This is a genomic window from Streptomyces sp. NPDC104367, assembly GCF_055583825.1.
The window spans coordinates 263,473-278,870 of sequence record NZ_JBVJND010000008.1; the positions used below are offsets into that span (position 1 = coordinate 263,473).

The window sequence follows — 15,398 nt, forward strand, 5'->3', positions numbered from 1 at the left end:
CCGTATTCCTCAGCCGTAGACCATGCGGCGCAGCTGCCGGAGGGTGAGCTCCGGCGGGGCGACCGCCCTGTACTTCAGATCCGCCGCGATCCGGTCGAAGATCTCCGTGTTCACCAGGCCTTCCGCCTGGAGTTCGCGGTGGCGGCGCCGGACGTAGTCCCCGGCCGTCTCGTCGAAGTAGGCGAGCACGTCCTGTATCACCCGCAGGGCCTCGCCCCGGCTGAGGGGCGTGGACCGTGTCAGGTGATCAACAAGTTCGTCGTGCACCCGGTTGATCCTGGAGCACCGTGGCCGGTTTCGCAAGAATCCTGCCCGATTCCGGGCATGGCCCTGTTGAAACTCTTATGGGGTGCTGTTCGCAGCCTGTCCATCCTGTGTCTTGCGCCACGTCGTTTGTGGAGACGACTTTCAGACGCCATGGACATTCCTCGTATGGGCGTACCCGATGAGCTCGCCGACCGCATGAGCATGGCCGAGCAGCACGAGTACCTCCGCGCCAAGTTCTCCCGGCGCTCCATGATCAGGGGCGGTGCCGTCACCGTCGGCGCCGTCACGGGCGGCTCGTTCGTGCTCGGTGGCACCGCCCAGGCCGCCGTTCCCACCCGCTCCTCCGCCCCCGCCGCCGAGCAGGTCGACGGCGCCCTCGTCGCCCCGTTCGGCCGCCACCTCGCCTTCGGCAACGACGCCGCCACGGAGATGACGATCTCCTGGCAGGTCCCCGTCGCCGTCAAGAAGCCCTTCGTGCGCGTCGGCGCCCACCCCTGGGACCTCTCGCGCAAGATCCCGGCCGAGCTCCGTACCCTCCACACCCCGGCCGGCGTCGGCGCCAGCGCCGACCACACCCAGTACTACCTGCACGCCCAGCTGGCCAACCTGCGCCCCGGCAGGACCTACTACTACGGCGTCGGCCACGAGGGCTTCGACCCGGCCGAGGCCCACCTGCTGGGCACCCTGGGCACCTTCACCACCGCGCCCGACCGCAAGACGCCGTTCACCTTCACGGCCTTCGGCGACCAGGGCGTCAGCTACCACGGCCTGGCCAACGACGCCCTGATCCTCGGCCAGAACCCCAGCTTCCACCTGCACGCCGGCGACATCGCCTACGCCGACCCGGCCGGCCAGGGCAAGAGCACCGACAGCGGCTTCGACTCGCGCACCTGGGACCAGTTCCTCGCCCAGACCGAGTCCGTCGCCAAGTCCGTGCCGTGGATGGTGTCGTACGGCAACCACGACATGGAGGCCTGGTACTCGCCCAACGGCTACGGCGGCGAGGAGGCCCGCTTCACCCTCCCCGACAACGGCCCGGACAAGGCGAACCTGCCCGGCGTCTACTCCTTCGTCTACGGCAACACGGCGATCATCTCGCTCGACCCGAACGACGTCTCCTTCGAGATCCCGGCCAACCTCGGTATCTCGGGCGGCACCCAGACCACCTGGTTCGAGGGCCAGCTGAAGAAGTTCCGCGCCGCGAAGGACATCGACTTCGTCATCGTGTTCTTCCACCACTGCGCCTACTGCACCTCCACGGCGCACGCCTCGGAGGGCGGTGTGCGACAGGAGTGGGTGCCGCTGTTCGAGAAGTACACGGTGGACCTGGTCATCAACGGCCACAACCACCAGTACGAGCGCACCGACGTCATCAAGGGCGGCGCGGTCGTCAAGAAGCTCCCGATCGGCGAGACGGCCTACTCCGAGACCGAGGGCGTCGTCTACGTCACCGCGGGCGCGGCCGGCCGCAGCCTCTACGCGTTCACCGCCCCCGACTCCTACGAGGGCCACCCGAACGAGGTCGACTCCGTCGCCTCCTTCGTCAACACCAAGGACGGCAAGGTCAACGAGACCGTCACCTGGTCCCGGGTGCGCTACCTCAACTACTCGTTCCTGCGCGTCGACGTGGAGCCCGCCGCGCGCGGCCACTACGCCAGGCTGAACGTGTCGGGCATCGCCGAGACCGGCGACCGCATCGACCACTTCACCGTCGCCCGCAGGGCCAAGTAGCCGCAGCCCGGCGAAGACCGGCAGGCGGCCCTCGCCCGCGCCGTACGCGTCACCCGCGTCACATGCGCCTGAGGACCGCCTGCTTGGCCGTCGTGAACTCCTCGTCGGTGAGCACCCCCGCGCGCCGCAGCTCGCCCAGCTCGCGCAGCCGCCGCAGCAGCGCGTCGTGGTCGGCCTCCGGCGCGTCGGGCCGCCGCGGCACGTCCGCCGCAGCGGCCCGCGACGGATGCGGCAGCCGCGCCTGCACCGCCGCCGCGACCAGCGCCATCAGCGGGTCCCGCCCGAACCCCCACAGCTCCACCGCGTTCGGGTCGTACGTGGCCCGGGTCCCCGCCGGGGCGCCGCGCACCCGGAACCGCAGATGGCCGTTGGCCAGCCCGGCGGACGGCTGCCACTCGACCCCGAGGATGTCCGCCAGGTCCAGTGTGCGGGGGCCGGAAGCGGCCTTGGCGTCCTCGGTCCTCCAGTTCCACTCCAGGCGCACCCGCTCCCCGTCGAACGAGGCGGTGCCGTCCCCGGCGGAGACCGACAGCGGCAGCCGCGGCCCCGGCAGCAGGTACTCGCTCACCGGCGTGCCCGGGACCCGCTCCAGCAGCAGCGCGTCCCGCACCGCCTCCGTGAAGTACTCGGCGACCCCGTACCGGTCCGGCTCCACCGTCAGCCGGTAGGGGTCGTGGGGTTCGGCGAGGCGGCCCCCGGTGGCGTGCAGCAGCGGGTCGGCGCCGTCCCGCAGCCGCAGCCCGAGCCGCCCGGACCGCCGGCCCCGCTCGAACGACACGCCCGCCAACGCGGCCAGCGGGACGACCAGTTCACCCAGGGCCCGGCGCAGTGCGCCGACGCCCCTGTCCCGCCCCGGCGTCAGCCGCAGGGCATCCTGGACGAAGACCCAGATCCCGTCCTTCTGGATGATTTCCGCCATGAGGGGATTCTGGCATCCGGCCGTCGGCCGCCTGACCGGCCCGAGAGGCCGCCGGCCCGGCCCGCGAGGCCGCCGGCCCGGCCCGAGAGGCCGCCCGCCCGGGACCGTCCTAGTCGCCCAGGGCCCGCGCCAGCTTCTCGTCCAGGGTGAACCGGACCGCCGTGCCCGAGCCGGACGCGGCGAGCATGCGCGGTTCGCCGGAGCGCAGGCCGAAGGCGATGTCCGGGTTGTCCTGGCAGACCAGGGTGAAGGTGCCGTCGTCGTGCGTCCTGAGGAGGAAGGCCTGGTCCTCGGGGTAGGGGGCGGTGCCGTTCTGCTGGAAGGCGCAGGGGCGCAGCTGCATGGGGTCGCCGGTCACCCGGTCGCCGGCGATGTCGAGGCAGAGCCGGGAGGCGACGTGCTGGAGGGCGACCGTCTTCCTGCCGCTGATGACGACCCGCCACTTCTGGTTCCTGCCGCCGTCGCAGGCGGCCGACCGGGGGTCGTTGTCGAAGGACTCGCTCGCGGCGGCCGTGACACAGCGTCCGCTGCCCTCGCCCCGGAGCGCGAGGACGGCGAGTGCCGTGCCGGTGGCGGAGCCCGGCGAGGCGGAGGCGGAGGCGGAGGGGGTGGGGGAGGCCGGGGCGGAGGAGACGGGCCCGGTGGCGGAGCTCGCGGCCAGGCCGGGGATGTCCGTGCCGCCCAGGAACCTCCAGGCGGCCGTGGTGGCCAGGGCGGTGAGCACGACCGTGACGGCCACCGTGAGCAGGGGCCGCCGCCCGCGCGGGGTGTACGGCGCAGGCCCGGGCGGCCCGGACCGCACCGGCCCGGCCTCCAGGACCGGAACCGGGGCGGGAACCCGGGCCGGAACCGGGGCGGGGGCCGGGTTCCCGAGGGCCGGAGGGGACGCCCGGACGCGGGGCGGCCGGTCCCGTTCCGCCTCCCGGTAGGCCGGGCCGCCCCACACCAGTAACCGGTCGACGAGCAGGGCGCGCACCTCCTCCTCGCCGCCCGAGGTCAGGGCGCGCAGCAGGACGTAGTCGTGGGTGCAGAACCGGCAGTCGTCCAGGTGCTGCTGGAGGTCGGCGGGGGTGTCCCGGTGGGTGCCGCGGGCGATCGCGCCGAGCATGGTGCCGTAGTGCACACAGCGCGCGTCCGCCGTCCGCTCGGCCCGCAGCCGTACGAAGGAGTCGGCCAGCCGGGACCGGGCCGACTGCGCCATGGAGTCGGCGAACTCGTCGGACACGGCGAGGAGCCGCGCCGCCCTGGCGGTCTCGCCGCGCTCGGCCAGGCACAGCCACAGGGCGGTGCGCGGCTGGTCGGGGAGTTCCAGGTAGGCGGTCAGCAGCAGCGAGGTGTGCTCCACCCGGCGCAGGGTGTCCACCGGCCCGAAGGTGTCGGCCGCCCGCCGCGACCAGGACCGGAACCCCTGGCTCAGCCGTCCGGCCCGCCCGTCGCCCAGCCACGCGTCGGCGGTGCGCCGTACCGCGGTCAGCAGGGCGAGACGGGCGATGGGGCCCGGCGCGCGGGCGGCGTGGGCGAGGACCTCGGCGGCGAGGTCGGCGGCGGCCTGCCGGTCGCCGCAGAACGCGGCGGCGTAGGCGTGGACCGCGGACACGTCCTCCGGCGCCGGGTCCGGGCCGGTGCCGTCTTGCTGTGCGGTGTGTTCGGACATCGTCGTCTCCCCCAAGGAGCCGTCACGGCAAGGTGTGGACCGTAGTGGTGTGTCCTGTGGTGCGGCTGTGTGCCCGAGGGGTGAAGGATGTGCGCGGCGTGAAAGGGGAAGGCGGGCACCCCCGAGGACCGTACTCCGGGGTGCCCGCCGCCCTGATCAGAACCCCGCGACGGGATTTTTGAGGGTTCCGACCAGCTGGAGGGCGCCCGACGGGTCCGCCAGGTCCACCATCTGCCGGTTGTCGCGCAGCTGGAGCCGGTTGAGGCAGGACAGGGCGAACTCGGGCGCGAACATGTCGTACTGCGCGAACTTGTCGGCGAGTTCGGGCGCCGACTCCTGGTACTCGCGGGTGACCTCGGCGACCGTCCGCCAGAAGCCGTCCTCGTCCAGCACGCCCTCGGCCGCGAGGTTCGAGGCGAGGAAGCGGAAGAAGCAGTCGAAGACGTCCGTGAAGACGGAGAGGAGTTTCATGTCCTCCGGGACCTCGACCGCGATCCGCCGGACCTCGGGCGGCAGCACCGCGTCCGGGTCCATCACCGCGATCTCCTCGGCGATGTCCTTGTAGACCGCCCGCCGCACGACCCCGTCCTCCAGCACCAGGATGACGTTCTCGCCGTGCGGCATGAACACCAGGTCGTAGGCGTAGAAGCTGTGGAGCAGCGGGACGAGGTAGGCCCGCAGGTACGACCGCAGCCACTCCCTCGGCGCCAGACCGCTCCGCTCGATCAGCGCCGCCGTGAAGGACGCGCCCTCGTGGTCCACGTGGAGCAGGGAGGCCATGGTCGCGAGCGACTCGCCCTCCTGGAGGGAGGGCACCGGGCTCTCCCGCCACAGCGCGGCCAGCATCTTGCGGTACGGCGAGTAGCGGTCGGTGGCCTTCTCGTACTCCAGGTGCCGGTAGCCGACGGCCGCCCGCTCCCGGATGATCGACAGGCCGGTCGACCTCAGCACCGGGTCGTTCTCGATGAGCTGGGCCAGCCAGTCGTTGATCGCTGGGGTGGCCTCCATGTACGCGGCCGAGAGTCCGCGCATGAAGCCCATGTTGAGGACCGACAGGGCGGTCTTCACGTAGTGCTTGTGCGGGGCGGACCGGTTGAAGAAGGTCCGGATGGACTGCTGGGCCAGGTACTCGTCGTCGCCCTCGCCCAGGCACACCAGGAGACCGCGCGCGACCTCGGCGGCGAAGGTGACGGTGAGCTTGTTCCACCACTGCCAGGGGTGGACCGGGATCAGGAGGTAGTCGGCCGGGTCCAGGCCCCGGTCGCGCAGGACGCCGTCGAAGCGCTCCAGGGCCGGCTCGCCCAGCTCCTCGCGGACGAAGGACTCGTACTCGATGCCCACGCCCGCCGTGAACGCGGCGCGCGAGCGGTGGGCCGCCAGCCACACCAGCCGGACCGGGCTCGCGGTCTCGGGGGCGTACGACAGGTACTCGTGGACGCCGAAGCCGAGCCGGCCGTTGTTGGCGACGAAGCAGGGGTGGCCCTCGGTCATCCCGGTCTCGATCGCCTGGAACCCGCTCCTCGCCAGCTCGGCGGCCGGCACCTGCGGCTTGGTGAGTTTGTAGCAGGTACCGGAGAGGGTGGAGGAGATCTCCTCCAGGTAGACCGGCAGGATCTCGTCGCCCAGCCCCAGGGACCGCTTCAGCTCGATGAAGAAGTCCAGCGCGGCGAGCGGGAGCGCGGCGCCGTCCCGGACCCGGGTGATGGAGTCCTCCGCGATCTGCCAGTGGTCCAGGGCGCGGCGCACGGCGGTGAAGCGGTACCGGGTGAGTCCGTCGTCGCTGCGGACGACGTACGTGCCGTCCTCGCCGTCCGGCTCCGGGGTGATCAGCCGCTCGTGGGCGAACTCGGCGAGCGCTTTGCGCACCAGGAGCCGGTTGGCCTTCTCCCAGCGCTCGGGGGAGAGGTGGGCCACCGCGTCGGCGAGGGTCATGCGGACACCGCCCTCTCGAACCGCTCCCGGGTGCAGAAGCTCAGCAGCGCCGTCTTCTCCGGCTTGCGGATCTCCCGTTCGGGCACGAACCCGACGGCCTCGTTCAGCGCGTGCACGGCTTTGTTGCGCACGTCCGGCTCGACGACGATCCGGCGGACCGACGGGTCCTCGAAGAGCCGGGCGACCACGGCGGTGATGACCGCTTTGGTGAACCCGTGCACGGGCGTGTCGGTGGCCGGGGTCAGGAAGTGCATCCCGACGTCCCCCGGCTCGGGCTCGTACAGCCCGACCAGTTCCCGGTGCGCGGGGTCGTACATCTCCATCAGGAAGGCCGGCGCGCCGTCCTCGCCGAGTCCGAGCAGCGCGTGGTGGTGCTCGTCGGCCGCGATCTCCATGTACGCCCGCTCGACGTCCTCCAGCCGGGCCTCCTGCATCATCCAGAACGCCGCTTTCGGGTGGGTGACCCAGCGGTGCAGCAGCTGCGCGTCCTCGATCGGGTCCAGCGGGCGGAAGGTGAAGCCGCCCACCGCGGTCGTGGTGGTCATACGGAGAACTCCTGGAAGGCGATCGTCTTCTCGACCGGGTAGTGCTCGCAGCCCAGCAGCTCGCGGATGATGCAGGCGTTGCGGTACGGGCCCATGCCCAGGTCGGGGCTGGTGATGCTGTGGGTGTGGACGCCGGCGTTCTGGAGGAACACGCCGCGGCCGGTGACGTCGATGGCGTAGTTGCGGGCGACGTCGAAGTTGCCGTGCGCGTCGTGGCGCAGCCTGTCCTGGACCGGGCGCAGGAACTCCGGCTCGGCGTACCGGTAGCCGGTCGCCAGGACCAGGCCCTGGGACTCGATCTCGTAGTCCTTGCCCTGCTCCTCCTGGCGGAACTTCAGGGTGTAGGTGCCGTTGTCGTGACTCGCCTCGCGCAGGGCCGAGTTGGTGAGCAGCCGGGTGGGGACCGGGCCGCCGAGGTTCTTCTGGTAGAGCAGGTCGAAGATCTCGTTGATCAGGTCGCCGTCGATGCCCTTGAAGAGGCCCTTCTGCTCGGCGGTGAGCCGGTAGCGGGTGTCCTCGGGCAGGGCGTGGTAGTAGTCGATGTACTCCGGGCTGGTCATCTCCAGCGTGAGCTTGGTGTATTCGAGGGGGAAGAAGCGCGGGGAGCGGGTCACCCAGTTCAGGCGGTAGCCGTGGACGTCGATCTCGCTGAGCAGGTCGTGGTAGATCTCGGCGGCGGACTGGCCGCTGCCGACCAGCGTGATCGACTCCTTCGCCTGGAGCGCCTCCTTGTGCCTGAGGTAGCGCGAGTTGTGGATGAAGTCGCCGTCCAGCCCCCGGCAGGCGTCGGGGATGTGGGGCGGGGTGCCGGTGCCGAGGACCAGGCGGCGGGCCCGGTAGGTCTCGCCGGTGGCCGAGGTGACGACGTAGACCTCGTCCGCGTCCTCGTAACGGACCTCCGTCACGGTCGTGTTGAAGCGGACGTTGGTCAGCCTCTGGGCGGCCCAGCGGCAGTAGTCGTCGTACTCGACGCGCAGCGGGTAGAAGTTCTCCCGGATGTAGAACGAGTACAGCCGGCCCTTGTCCTTCAGGTAGTTGAGGAAGGAGTACGGCGAGGTGGGGTCGGCGAGGGTGACCAGGTCCGACATGAACGGGGTCTGGAGGTGGGCGCCGTCCAGGAACATGCCCGCGTGCCACTCGAAGTCGGGCTTCGAGTCGAGGAAGACGCCGTCGAGTTCGGCGATCGGCTCGGTCAGGCAGGCCAGGCCGAGGTTGAAGGGCCCGAGCCCGATGCCCACGAAGTCATAGGTCTTGGCGTGGTTTTCAGGACGCGCGGTCAAGGGACTCTCCCAGGTACTGCTCGGCGTGGCCGGCGATCAGATCGAGGACGGCGGCGATGTCGGCCGTCGTGGTCTCGGGGTTGAGCAGGGTGAACTTGAGGTAGTGGCGGCCGCCGACCTTGGTGCCCGCGACGACCGCGTCGCCGGAGGCGAACAGGGCCTTGCGGGCGTACAGGTTGGCGCGGTCGATCTCGGACGGGTCGGTGACGGCGGCCGGGATGTAACGGAAGACGAGGGTGGACAGGGACGGTTCGACGACCACGTCGTAGCGCGGGTCGGCCGCCAGCAGCCGCCAGCCCTCCCGGGCCAGTTCGCAGACCTCGTCGAAGAGTTCGCCGATGCCGTCGGCGCCCATGGTGCGCAGCGTCATCCACAGCTTGAGGGCGTCGAAGCGGCGGGTGGTCTGGAGGGACTTGTCGACCTGGTTGGGGATGCGTTCGGTGACCATCCGGCGCGGGTTGAGGTACTCCGCGTGGTAGGTGGCGTGCCGCAGGGTGGCGGCGTCGCGGACCAGGACGGCGGACGAACTCACCGGCTGGAAGAAGGACTTGTGGTAGTCGACGGTGACCGAGTCGGCGCGCTCGATGCCGTCGATGCGGTCCCGGTGCTTCAGCGAGGCGAGCAGCCCGCAGCCGTAGGCGGCGTCGACGTGCATCCAGGTGCCGAACTGCTCGCACAGCTCGGCGATCTCCGGCAGCGGGTCGATGGAGCCGAAGTCGGTGGTGCCGGCGGTGGCGACGACGGCCATCGGGACGAGCCCGTCCTGCCGGCAGCGCTCCAGCTCGCGGGCGAGGGCGACGGTCTGCATCCGCTTGTCGTGGTCGACGGGGACGACGACCACCGCGTCCATGCCGAGGCCGAGCAGTTTCGCCGACTTCTTCACGCTGAAGTGGCTGACCTCGGAGGCGAAGATGCGCAGGCTGCCGAGCGAGTCGGCCTTGGCCTCCTCCCTCGCGAGCAGCAGCGCCTGGAGGTTGGACTGGGTGCCGCCGGAGGTGAACACGCCGTCGGCGGCGTCACCGAGTCCGATGCGGTCCGTCGTCCAGTCGATCAGTTTCCGCTCGATGAGGGTGCCGCCGGCCGACTGGTCCCAGGTGTCCAGCGAGGAGTTGACGGCGGAGAGCACCGCCTCGCCGAGCACCGCCGGGATGACCACCGGGCAGTTGAGGTGGGCGAGGTAGCGGGGGTGGTGGAAGTAGATCGCGTCGCGGAGGTAGACCTCCTCCAGCTCGTCCAGGACCGCGGCGGTGTCGTGCAGCGGCCGGTCGAGGTCGATCGCGTCGATGTGGGGGGTGAGGGCGTCGACGGTGACACCCGTGAACGGCCGCTCGGTGGTGGCGAGTCTGGCCGCCACCCGCTCGACTCCTTCGGTCACGGAGCGGCGGTAGTGCTCCGCGGTCAGGTCATTGAGCAGGTGCGAGCGCATGAGGGGGTCCTCCGGGGACAGTCCGTGCGGGGAACGGGGAGAGCTTGGGGGGTGAGAAGTTCCGAAGTTCCGCGGTTTCAACTTAGGTTAGCCTAACCTAAGTAACGGAACGGAGGTCGCGCCTCTCCCGTGACAGCCGTCACGTCGGCCCCCGCTCCGGGACGGATCACCCGCGGGCGGCCCGGAGTTGCCCCTCCGTCAGGCCCCGTCGCCGGTACCCGGTGAGGGCGACCCGGACCGGAGACGGACCGAGCCGCCTCGTCCGTGCGCCCCGGAGGGAGAGGGAACGGAACGGGGCGGCTGCGGCCTTCGTCGTATGGACTCCTGAGGCGGGGTCAGGAGGATGTGGGGGAGGCGGGGACCGGAGGAGGTCAGCTGACCTTCTTCGCCGTCTCCAGGGCCTTGGCGAGGTTCTCCACCATGTCGACGCACTTGTCGTAGGAGAGGATCGGCTCCGGGGAACGGGCGATGACCTGGCCGGCCTTGACCGCGGGGAGCTTCTTCCAGGTGGCCTCGGTGATGTCGGCCGGCTGGATGGTCGCCGTACGGTCGTCCATCATGATGACGTCGGCCTCGTACTTGTCGACGTTCTCCCAGCTCAGCGACTCGTACCAACCGCCGCTCGCCTTCAGCACGGACGCCGGGGGCTCGACGAAGTTCACGCCGAGGGCCTTGAAGTACTCCAGGTCCACGGAGAGGTTCGTGCCGGAGACGTAGAACAGGTCCTGGGCGGCAGAGCCGGCGAGCACCTTGATGTCGGGGTGCGCCTTGGCGGCCGCGCGCAGCCGGGTGGACGCCTCCTCGAACCGCTTCTTGGCGTCCGTGACCTTACTGGCCGTCATGTCCGCGCCCAGCGACTCGGCGAGCGCCCACACGCGCTGGAGCGGCGTGGTGATCTGACGGTCGTAGACCGAGACGCCGACGCTCGGGGCGAGCTTGGCGATCTTGTCCTTGGACTCGTCCGGGACGTACCAGAGGGTGCCCGCGGAGTCGAACATCGTGCTGATGAGGACGTCCGGGGCGAGGGCCGCGTACTTCTCGACGTTGAACTGGCCCCACTCGTTGCCGAGGACGGTCAGCTTGCTGACGTCCATGTCGCCGGCCTGGACATCGGCCTTGCCGTCCTTGGTCTTGGTCGGGCCGAAGACTCCCTTGACCTCGATGCCGTAGTCGTACAGCGCGGCGGCGACACCGACGAACGCGACGATGGTCGCGGGGATCCCGTCCAGCTTCACGGTCGTGCCGCGGTCGTCCTTGAACGTCCAGGGGCCGGACTCGGCGGCGGCCGTCTCCTTGCCGGAGGAGCCACCGCTTTTGTCGTCACCGCACGCGGCGAGCGCGGCACCGAGGCCGAGAGCGCCACCGGCGGCGAGGATGCCACGGCGGGTGAGGCGGGAGGCTCTGACGTTGGGCATGTGTGTGACTGCTTTCGGACGTGCGGGATCACCGCCGGACAAGTCGTGGATTAGGTTAGCCTAACCTCACGGATGGTCCAGCTCCCGGGGGTCCTCCGCCCGAACCTGTGAGCCTCCCGTGGACACTCTCCCGGTGGCGTCAGCCGGCCAGGCCCAACTCCCGCGCGATCAGCATCCGCTGCACCTCGCTCGTGCCCTCGCCGATCTCCAGGATCTTCGAGTCGCGCCACATGCGGGCCACCGGGTACTCGTTCATGAAGCCGTAGCCGCCGTGGACCTGGGTGGCGTCCCGGGCGTTGTCGACGGCGACGGTGGAGGAGTAGAGCTTGGCGAGGGCCGCCTCCTTCTTGAAGGGCTCCCCGGCGACCAGGCGCGAGGCCGCGTCCCGCCAGGCCAGCCGGGCCGTGTGGGCCTTCATCTCCATGTCGGCGATCTTGAACTGGATGGCCTGGTTGGCGCCGATGGGGCGGCCGAAGGCGTGCCGTTCCTTCGCGTACTTGACCGACTCGTCCACACAGCCCTGGGCCAGGCCGGTGGCGAGCGCCGCGATCGCGATCCGGCCCTCGTCCAGGATGCGCAGGAACTGGGCGTAGCCGCGGCCATCCTCGCCGAGGAGGTTGGCGGCGGGGACCCGGACGTCCGCGAAGGACAGTTCACGGGTGTCGGAGGCGTTCCAGCCGACCTTGGAGTAGGGGGCGGCGACCGTGAAGCCGGGGGTGCCGGACGGCACGATGACCGCGGAGATCAGCGGCCTGCCGTCGGGCCTGCGGCCGGTGACGGCGGTGACCGTCACCAACCCCGTGATGTCCGTACCGGAGTTGGTGATGAAGCACTTGCTGCCGTTGATCACCCACTCGTCGGTGGCCGGGTCCAGCCGGGCCGTGGTGCGGGTGGCTCCGGCGTCGCTGCCGCCGTCCGGCTCGGTGAGGCCGAAGGCGCCGAGGATCTCGCCGGAGCAGAGGCGGGGGAGCCACTCCCGCTTCTGCTCCGGTGTGCCGAAGAGGTGGATCGGCATGGCGCCCAGCGAGACCCCGGCCTCCAGGGTGATCGCCACCGAGGAGTCGACGCGCGCCAGTTCCTCCAGGGCGATGCCGAGCGCGAGGTAGTCGCCGCCCATCCCGCCGTACTCCTGCGGGAACGGCAGTCCGAACAGGCCCATGCGGCCCATCTCGCGGACGATCTCGTACGGGAACTCGTGCCGCTCGTAGAAGTCGCCGATCTTCGGCGCCACGACGTCGTGCGCGAACTCCTCGACCGTGCGGCGGAGTTCGTCGAGTTCGGGGGAGAGGCGGTGGTCCATGGTCGTCACTCCTGGTGGGAGAGGGCGCGGACGGTACGGGACGGGCTGGGCCGGCCCAGTTGTTCGGCCATCCACACGCTGGTGGCGGTCAGACGGCCGAGGTCGACCCCGGACTCGATGCCGAGGCCCTGGAGCATCCAGACCAGGTCCTCGGTGGCGAGGTTGCCGGTGGCGGACCTGGCGTAGGGGCAGCCGCCGAGCCCGCCGGCGGACGCGTCGACCGTCGTCACGCCGTGTTCCAGGGCCGCGTAGGTGTTGGCGAGCGCCTGGCCGTAGGTGTCGTGGAAGTGCACGCCGACGACGTTCGTCGGCACGCCCTCCTCGTTGAGCAGGGAGAGCAGTTCGAGGACGTGGCCCGGGGTCGCCACGCCGATGGTGTCGCCGAGGCTCAGCTCGTCGCAGCCCATGTCGCGCAGCGCCCGGCAGACCCGGACCACCTGGTGGAGCGGGACGGCCCCCTCCCAGGGGTCGCCGAAGCACATCGAGACATAGCCGCGGACGTGCGCGCCGGCGTCCTTCGCCCGCCGGACCACCGGGTCGAAGACGGCCAGGGACTCCTCCAGCGAGCGGTTGAGGTTGGCCTTGGCGAAGGACTCGGTGGCGCTGGCGAAGACCGCGATCCGGCGGGCGCCGAGGGCCAGCGCCCGGTCCAGGCCCCGCTGGTTGGGGACCAGGACGGGGAGGGCGACGCCCGGCAGATCGGCGATGCGGGGGAACAGGTCCTCCGCGTCGGCCAGTTGGGGCACCCACCTGGGGTGCACGAAGCTGGTCGCCTCGATCGTCGTCAGGCCCGCGTCGGCCAGCCGCCGCACGAATTCGGCCTTGACCTCCGTCGGGACCGCCGACTTCTCGTTCTGGAGGCCGTCGCGCGCGCCGACCTCGTGGATCCGGACCCGGGCGGGCAGGTCGGCCGCCGGTACGGTCATGGGCAGGGTCACCGGTCCTCCTCCGCCGGGGCGATCACGGCCAGCACCTGGTCCATGGCGACCGTGGCGCCGGGTTTCACGTCGAGTTCGGCGACGGTGCCGGCGTGCGGGGCGGAGACGACGTGCTCCATCTTCATCGCCTCCACCACCAGCAGGCTCTGGCCGGCGGCGACCTGGTCGCCCACGGCGACCTTCACCACGGTCACCGTGCCGGGCATGGGCGCGGTGAGGGAGTCGCCGCCCGCGTGCGCGGTCCGGCCGAGCGTCGCGGCGACCGGGTCGTGGTCGCGCACCTGCCAGGCGTCGCCGTCCCGGCCGATCCAGTCGCCGGCGCTGTGGAAGGTGTGCGTGACGCCGTCCAGCCGGAGCGTGAACCGGTCCCCGCCGTCCCGTCCCGGGGACGCGCCCATGGACCCCGGCAGGGCCGCGTCGGCGCCGGGCAGGAGCAGTTCCGCCGCCCCGTCCGGGGCGCTGCGCACGCGGACGGTCACCGGTTCGTGGCCGGGCACCTGGAGGTGGTGCGCGGTCCAGGCCCGCCGGCCGCCGAGCCGCCAGCCGTCGGCGGCGGCGAACGGGTCCGTCCAGCCGGAGCCGCCGGCGGGCGTGATCGCGTCCTGGCGCAGCAGCGCGGCCGCCGCGTACACCTCCGCCGGCACCTCGTCCGACACCAGCGCGTCGGCCTCGCGCTCCACCAGCCCGGTGTCCAGTTCGCCCGCGGTCACCGCCGGATGCGCCAGCAGCCGGCGCAGGAACCCGGCGTTGGTCGGCACGCCGAGCGTGACCGTCGCCGCGAGGGCCGCGCGCAGCTTCCGGAGCGCTGTCTCCCGGTCCGGTCCGTACGCGATCACCTTGGACAGCATCGGGTCGTACAGGCTGCCGACCTCGGTGCCCTCGCCGAGCCCGGAGTCGGTGCGGACGCCGTCCCCGGCGGGCTCCCGGAGCAGGAGGACCGTGCCGCCGGTGGGCAGGAAACCGCGCGCCGGGTCCTCGGCGCAGATCCGCGCCTCGACGGCGTGCCCGGTGAGCGTGACGCCGCTCTGGGCGAAGGGCAGCCGCTCCCCGGCCGCCACCCGCAGCTGCCACTCCACCAGGTCGAGCCCGGTGACCAGCTCCGTGACCGGGTGCTCCACCTGGAGCCGGGTGTTCATCTCCATGAAGTAGTACGACGAGGGGTCCCCGCCCGGCACGATGAACTCCACCGTGCCCGCCCCGACGTACCCGCACGAGCGCGCCGCCTGTACGGCCGCCTCGCCCATCGCGGCCCGGGTCGCCTCGTCCAGGAGCACGCTGGGCGCCTCCTCCACGACCTTCTGGTGCCGTCGCTGGAGCGAGCACTCGCGCTCGCCCAGGTGCAGCACGTTGCCGTGGCCGTCGGCCAGCACCTGGATCTCGATGTGCCGGGGCCGGTCGATCCACCGCTCGACGAGGAGCGTGTCGTCGCCGAAGGAGGCGCGGGCCTCGCGACGGGCGGCGGCGATCTCGTCGTCCAGCAGCGTCAGGTCGCGCACCAGGCGCATGCCCTTGCCGCCGCCGCCGGCGGACGGCTTGAGCAGCACCGGCGCGCCCAGCGCGTGGGCCGCGCCGGCGAGTTCGGGGTCACGGCCGCCCGGCACCACCGGCACCCCGGCCGCCCGTACCGTCTCCTTCGCCCGGATCTTGTCGCCCATCAGGGCGATCGCGTCCGGCGGCGGGCCGATGAACACCGGCCCCGCCTGCGCGCAGGCACGCGCGAACCCGGCGTTCTCGGCGAGGAAGCCGTACCCGGGGTGCACCGCCTGGGCGCCGCTCGACCGGGCCGCCGCCAGCAGCCTCTCCACCGACAGATAGCTCTCGCCGGCCGGCGCCGGACCGATGCGTACGGCGGTGTCGGCCTCCCGCACGTGCCGCGCGTCCGCGTCGGCGTCGGAGTACACGGCCACCGAGCGCACGCCCAGCGACCGCAGCGTACGGATGACCCGGACGGCGATCTCGCCCCGGTTGGCCACGAGTACGGTGTCGAACAC

General features: G+C 71.6%; 12 protein-coding genes. 1 reads left to right on the forward strand and 11 read right to left on the reverse strand.

The annotated features are described in order from the left end of the window. Window positions 1-9: 9 nt before the first annotated feature. Entirely contained in the window at window positions 10-267 is a 258-nt protein-coding gene (locus ACZ619_RS14980) for a hypothetical protein (protein ID WP_469598639.1), read from the reverse strand. A gap of 165 nt (window positions 268-432) precedes the next feature. Between ACZ619_RS14980 and ACZ619_RS14985 the strand changes: the two genes are divergently transcribed. Further along, complete coding sequence (locus ACZ619_RS14985) at window positions 433-1,998, forward strand: purple acid phosphatase family protein (RefSeq protein ID WP_469598641.1); 1,566 nt, start codon at window positions 433-435, stop codon at window positions 1,996-1,998. Between the two features lie 58 nt (window positions 1,999-2,056). Here the strand turns inward: ACZ619_RS14985 and ACZ619_RS14990 are convergent, their stop codons facing one another. The 10 genes from ACZ619_RS14990 to ACZ619_RS15035 all read right to left on the reverse strand — a co-directional run bounded on the left by ACZ619_RS14990 (window position 2,057) and on the right by ACZ619_RS15035 (window position 15,398). Continuing rightward, window positions 2,057-2,917 (reverse strand): DUF4429 domain-containing protein, encoded by an 861-nt coding sequence (locus tag ACZ619_RS14990; RefSeq protein WP_469598642.1) that lies wholly within the window; start codon window positions 2,915-2,917, stop codon window positions 2,057-2,059. A 109-nt stretch (window positions 2,918-3,026) separates the two neighbouring features. Then, complete coding sequence (locus tag ACZ619_RS14995) at window positions 3,027-4,571, reverse strand: ricin-type beta-trefoil lectin domain protein (RefSeq protein WP_469598644.1); 1,545 nt, start codon at window positions 4,569-4,571, stop codon at window positions 3,027-3,029. 156 nt (window positions 4,572-4,727) lie between these two features. Then, window positions 4,728-6,503 carry an IucA/IucC family protein gene (locus tag ACZ619_RS15000; protein ID WP_469598646.1) on the reverse strand — a complete coding sequence of 592 codons (1,776 nt, stop codon included), beginning with the start codon at window positions 6,501-6,503 and terminating at the stop codon, window positions 4,728-4,730. Beyond that, window positions 6,500-7,048: a GNAT family N-acetyltransferase gene (locus tag ACZ619_RS15005; RefSeq protein WP_469598648.1), complete on the reverse strand. Its 549-nt coding sequence runs from the start codon at window positions 7,046-7,048 to the stop codon at window positions 6,500-6,502. Before ACZ619_RS15005 ends, ACZ619_RS15000 begins: the two co-directional genes overlap by 4 nt. Further along, window positions 7,045-8,328, reverse strand: a complete 1,284-nt coding sequence (locus ACZ619_RS15010; protein ID WP_469598650.1) for a lysine N(6)-hydroxylase/L-ornithine N(5)-oxygenase family protein — start codon at window positions 8,326-8,328, stop codon at window positions 7,045-7,047. The genes ACZ619_RS15005 and ACZ619_RS15010 overlap by 4 nt, the downstream gene beginning before the upstream one ends. Continuing rightward, window positions 8,312-9,754, reverse strand: a complete 1,443-nt coding sequence (gene desA / locus ACZ619_RS15015; protein ID WP_469598651.1) for a lysine decarboxylase DesA — start codon at window positions 9,752-9,754, stop codon at window positions 8,312-8,314. The genes ACZ619_RS15010 and desA overlap by 17 nt, the downstream gene beginning before the upstream one ends. A 371-nt stretch (window positions 9,755-10,125) precedes the next feature. After that, window positions 10,126-11,169: an ABC transporter substrate-binding protein gene (locus ACZ619_RS15020; RefSeq protein ID WP_469598653.1), complete on the reverse strand. Its 1,044-nt coding sequence runs from the start codon at window positions 11,167-11,169 to the stop codon at window positions 10,126-10,128. A gap of 139 nt (window positions 11,170-11,308) precedes the next feature. Then, entirely contained in the window at window positions 11,309-12,469 is a 1,161-nt protein-coding gene (locus ACZ619_RS15025) for an acyl-CoA dehydrogenase family protein (protein WP_469598655.1), read from the reverse strand. A 5-nt stretch (window positions 12,470-12,474) separates the two neighbouring features. Continuing rightward, a complete protein-coding gene (locus ACZ619_RS15030) occupies window positions 12,475-13,395 on the reverse strand; it encodes a hydroxymethylglutaryl-CoA lyase (protein WP_469598757.1) in 921 nt (306 codons plus the stop codon). Between the two features lie 8 nt (window positions 13,396-13,403). Continuing rightward, entirely contained in the window at window positions 13,404-15,398 is a 1,995-nt protein-coding gene (locus ACZ619_RS15035) for an acetyl/propionyl/methylcrotonyl-CoA carboxylase subunit alpha (RefSeq protein WP_469598657.1), read from the reverse strand.

Bases quoted from the DNA above. Each gene is read 5' to 3' on its own strand.
- ACZ619_RS15025 (WP_469598655.1), bottom strand. From the start codon at position 12,469: ATGGACCACCGCCTCTCCCCCGAACTCGACGAACTCCGCCGCACGGTC.
- ACZ619_RS15030 (WP_469598757.1), bottom strand. From the start codon at position 13,395: ATGACCGTACCGGCGGCCGACCTGCCCGCCCGGGTCCGGATCCACGAG.
- ACZ619_RS15020 (WP_469598653.1), bottom strand. From the start codon at position 11,169: ATGCCCAACGTCAGAGCCTCCCGCCTCACCCGCCGTGGCATCCTCGCC.
- ACZ619_RS14990 (WP_469598642.1), bottom strand. From the start codon at position 2,917: ATGGCGGAAATCATCCAGAAGGACGGGATCTGGGTCTTCGTCCAGGAT.
- ACZ619_RS14985 (WP_469598641.1), top strand. From the start codon at position 433: ATGGGCGTACCCGATGAGCTCGCCGACCGCATGAGCATGGCCGAGCAG.
- ACZ619_RS15005 (WP_469598648.1), bottom strand. From the start codon at position 7,048: ATGACCACCACGACCGCGGTGGGCGGCTTCACCTTCCGCCCGCTGGAC.
- ACZ619_RS14995 (WP_469598644.1), bottom strand. From the start codon at position 4,571: ATGTCCGAACACACCGCACAGCAAGACGGCACCGGCCCGGACCCGGCG.
- desA (WP_469598651.1), bottom strand. From the start codon at position 9,754: ATGCGCTCGCACCTGCTCAATGACCTGACCGCGGAGCACTACCGCCGC.
- ACZ619_RS15000 (WP_469598646.1), bottom strand. From the start codon at position 6,503: ATGACCCTCGCCGACGCGGTGGCCCACCTCTCCCCCGAGCGCTGGGAG.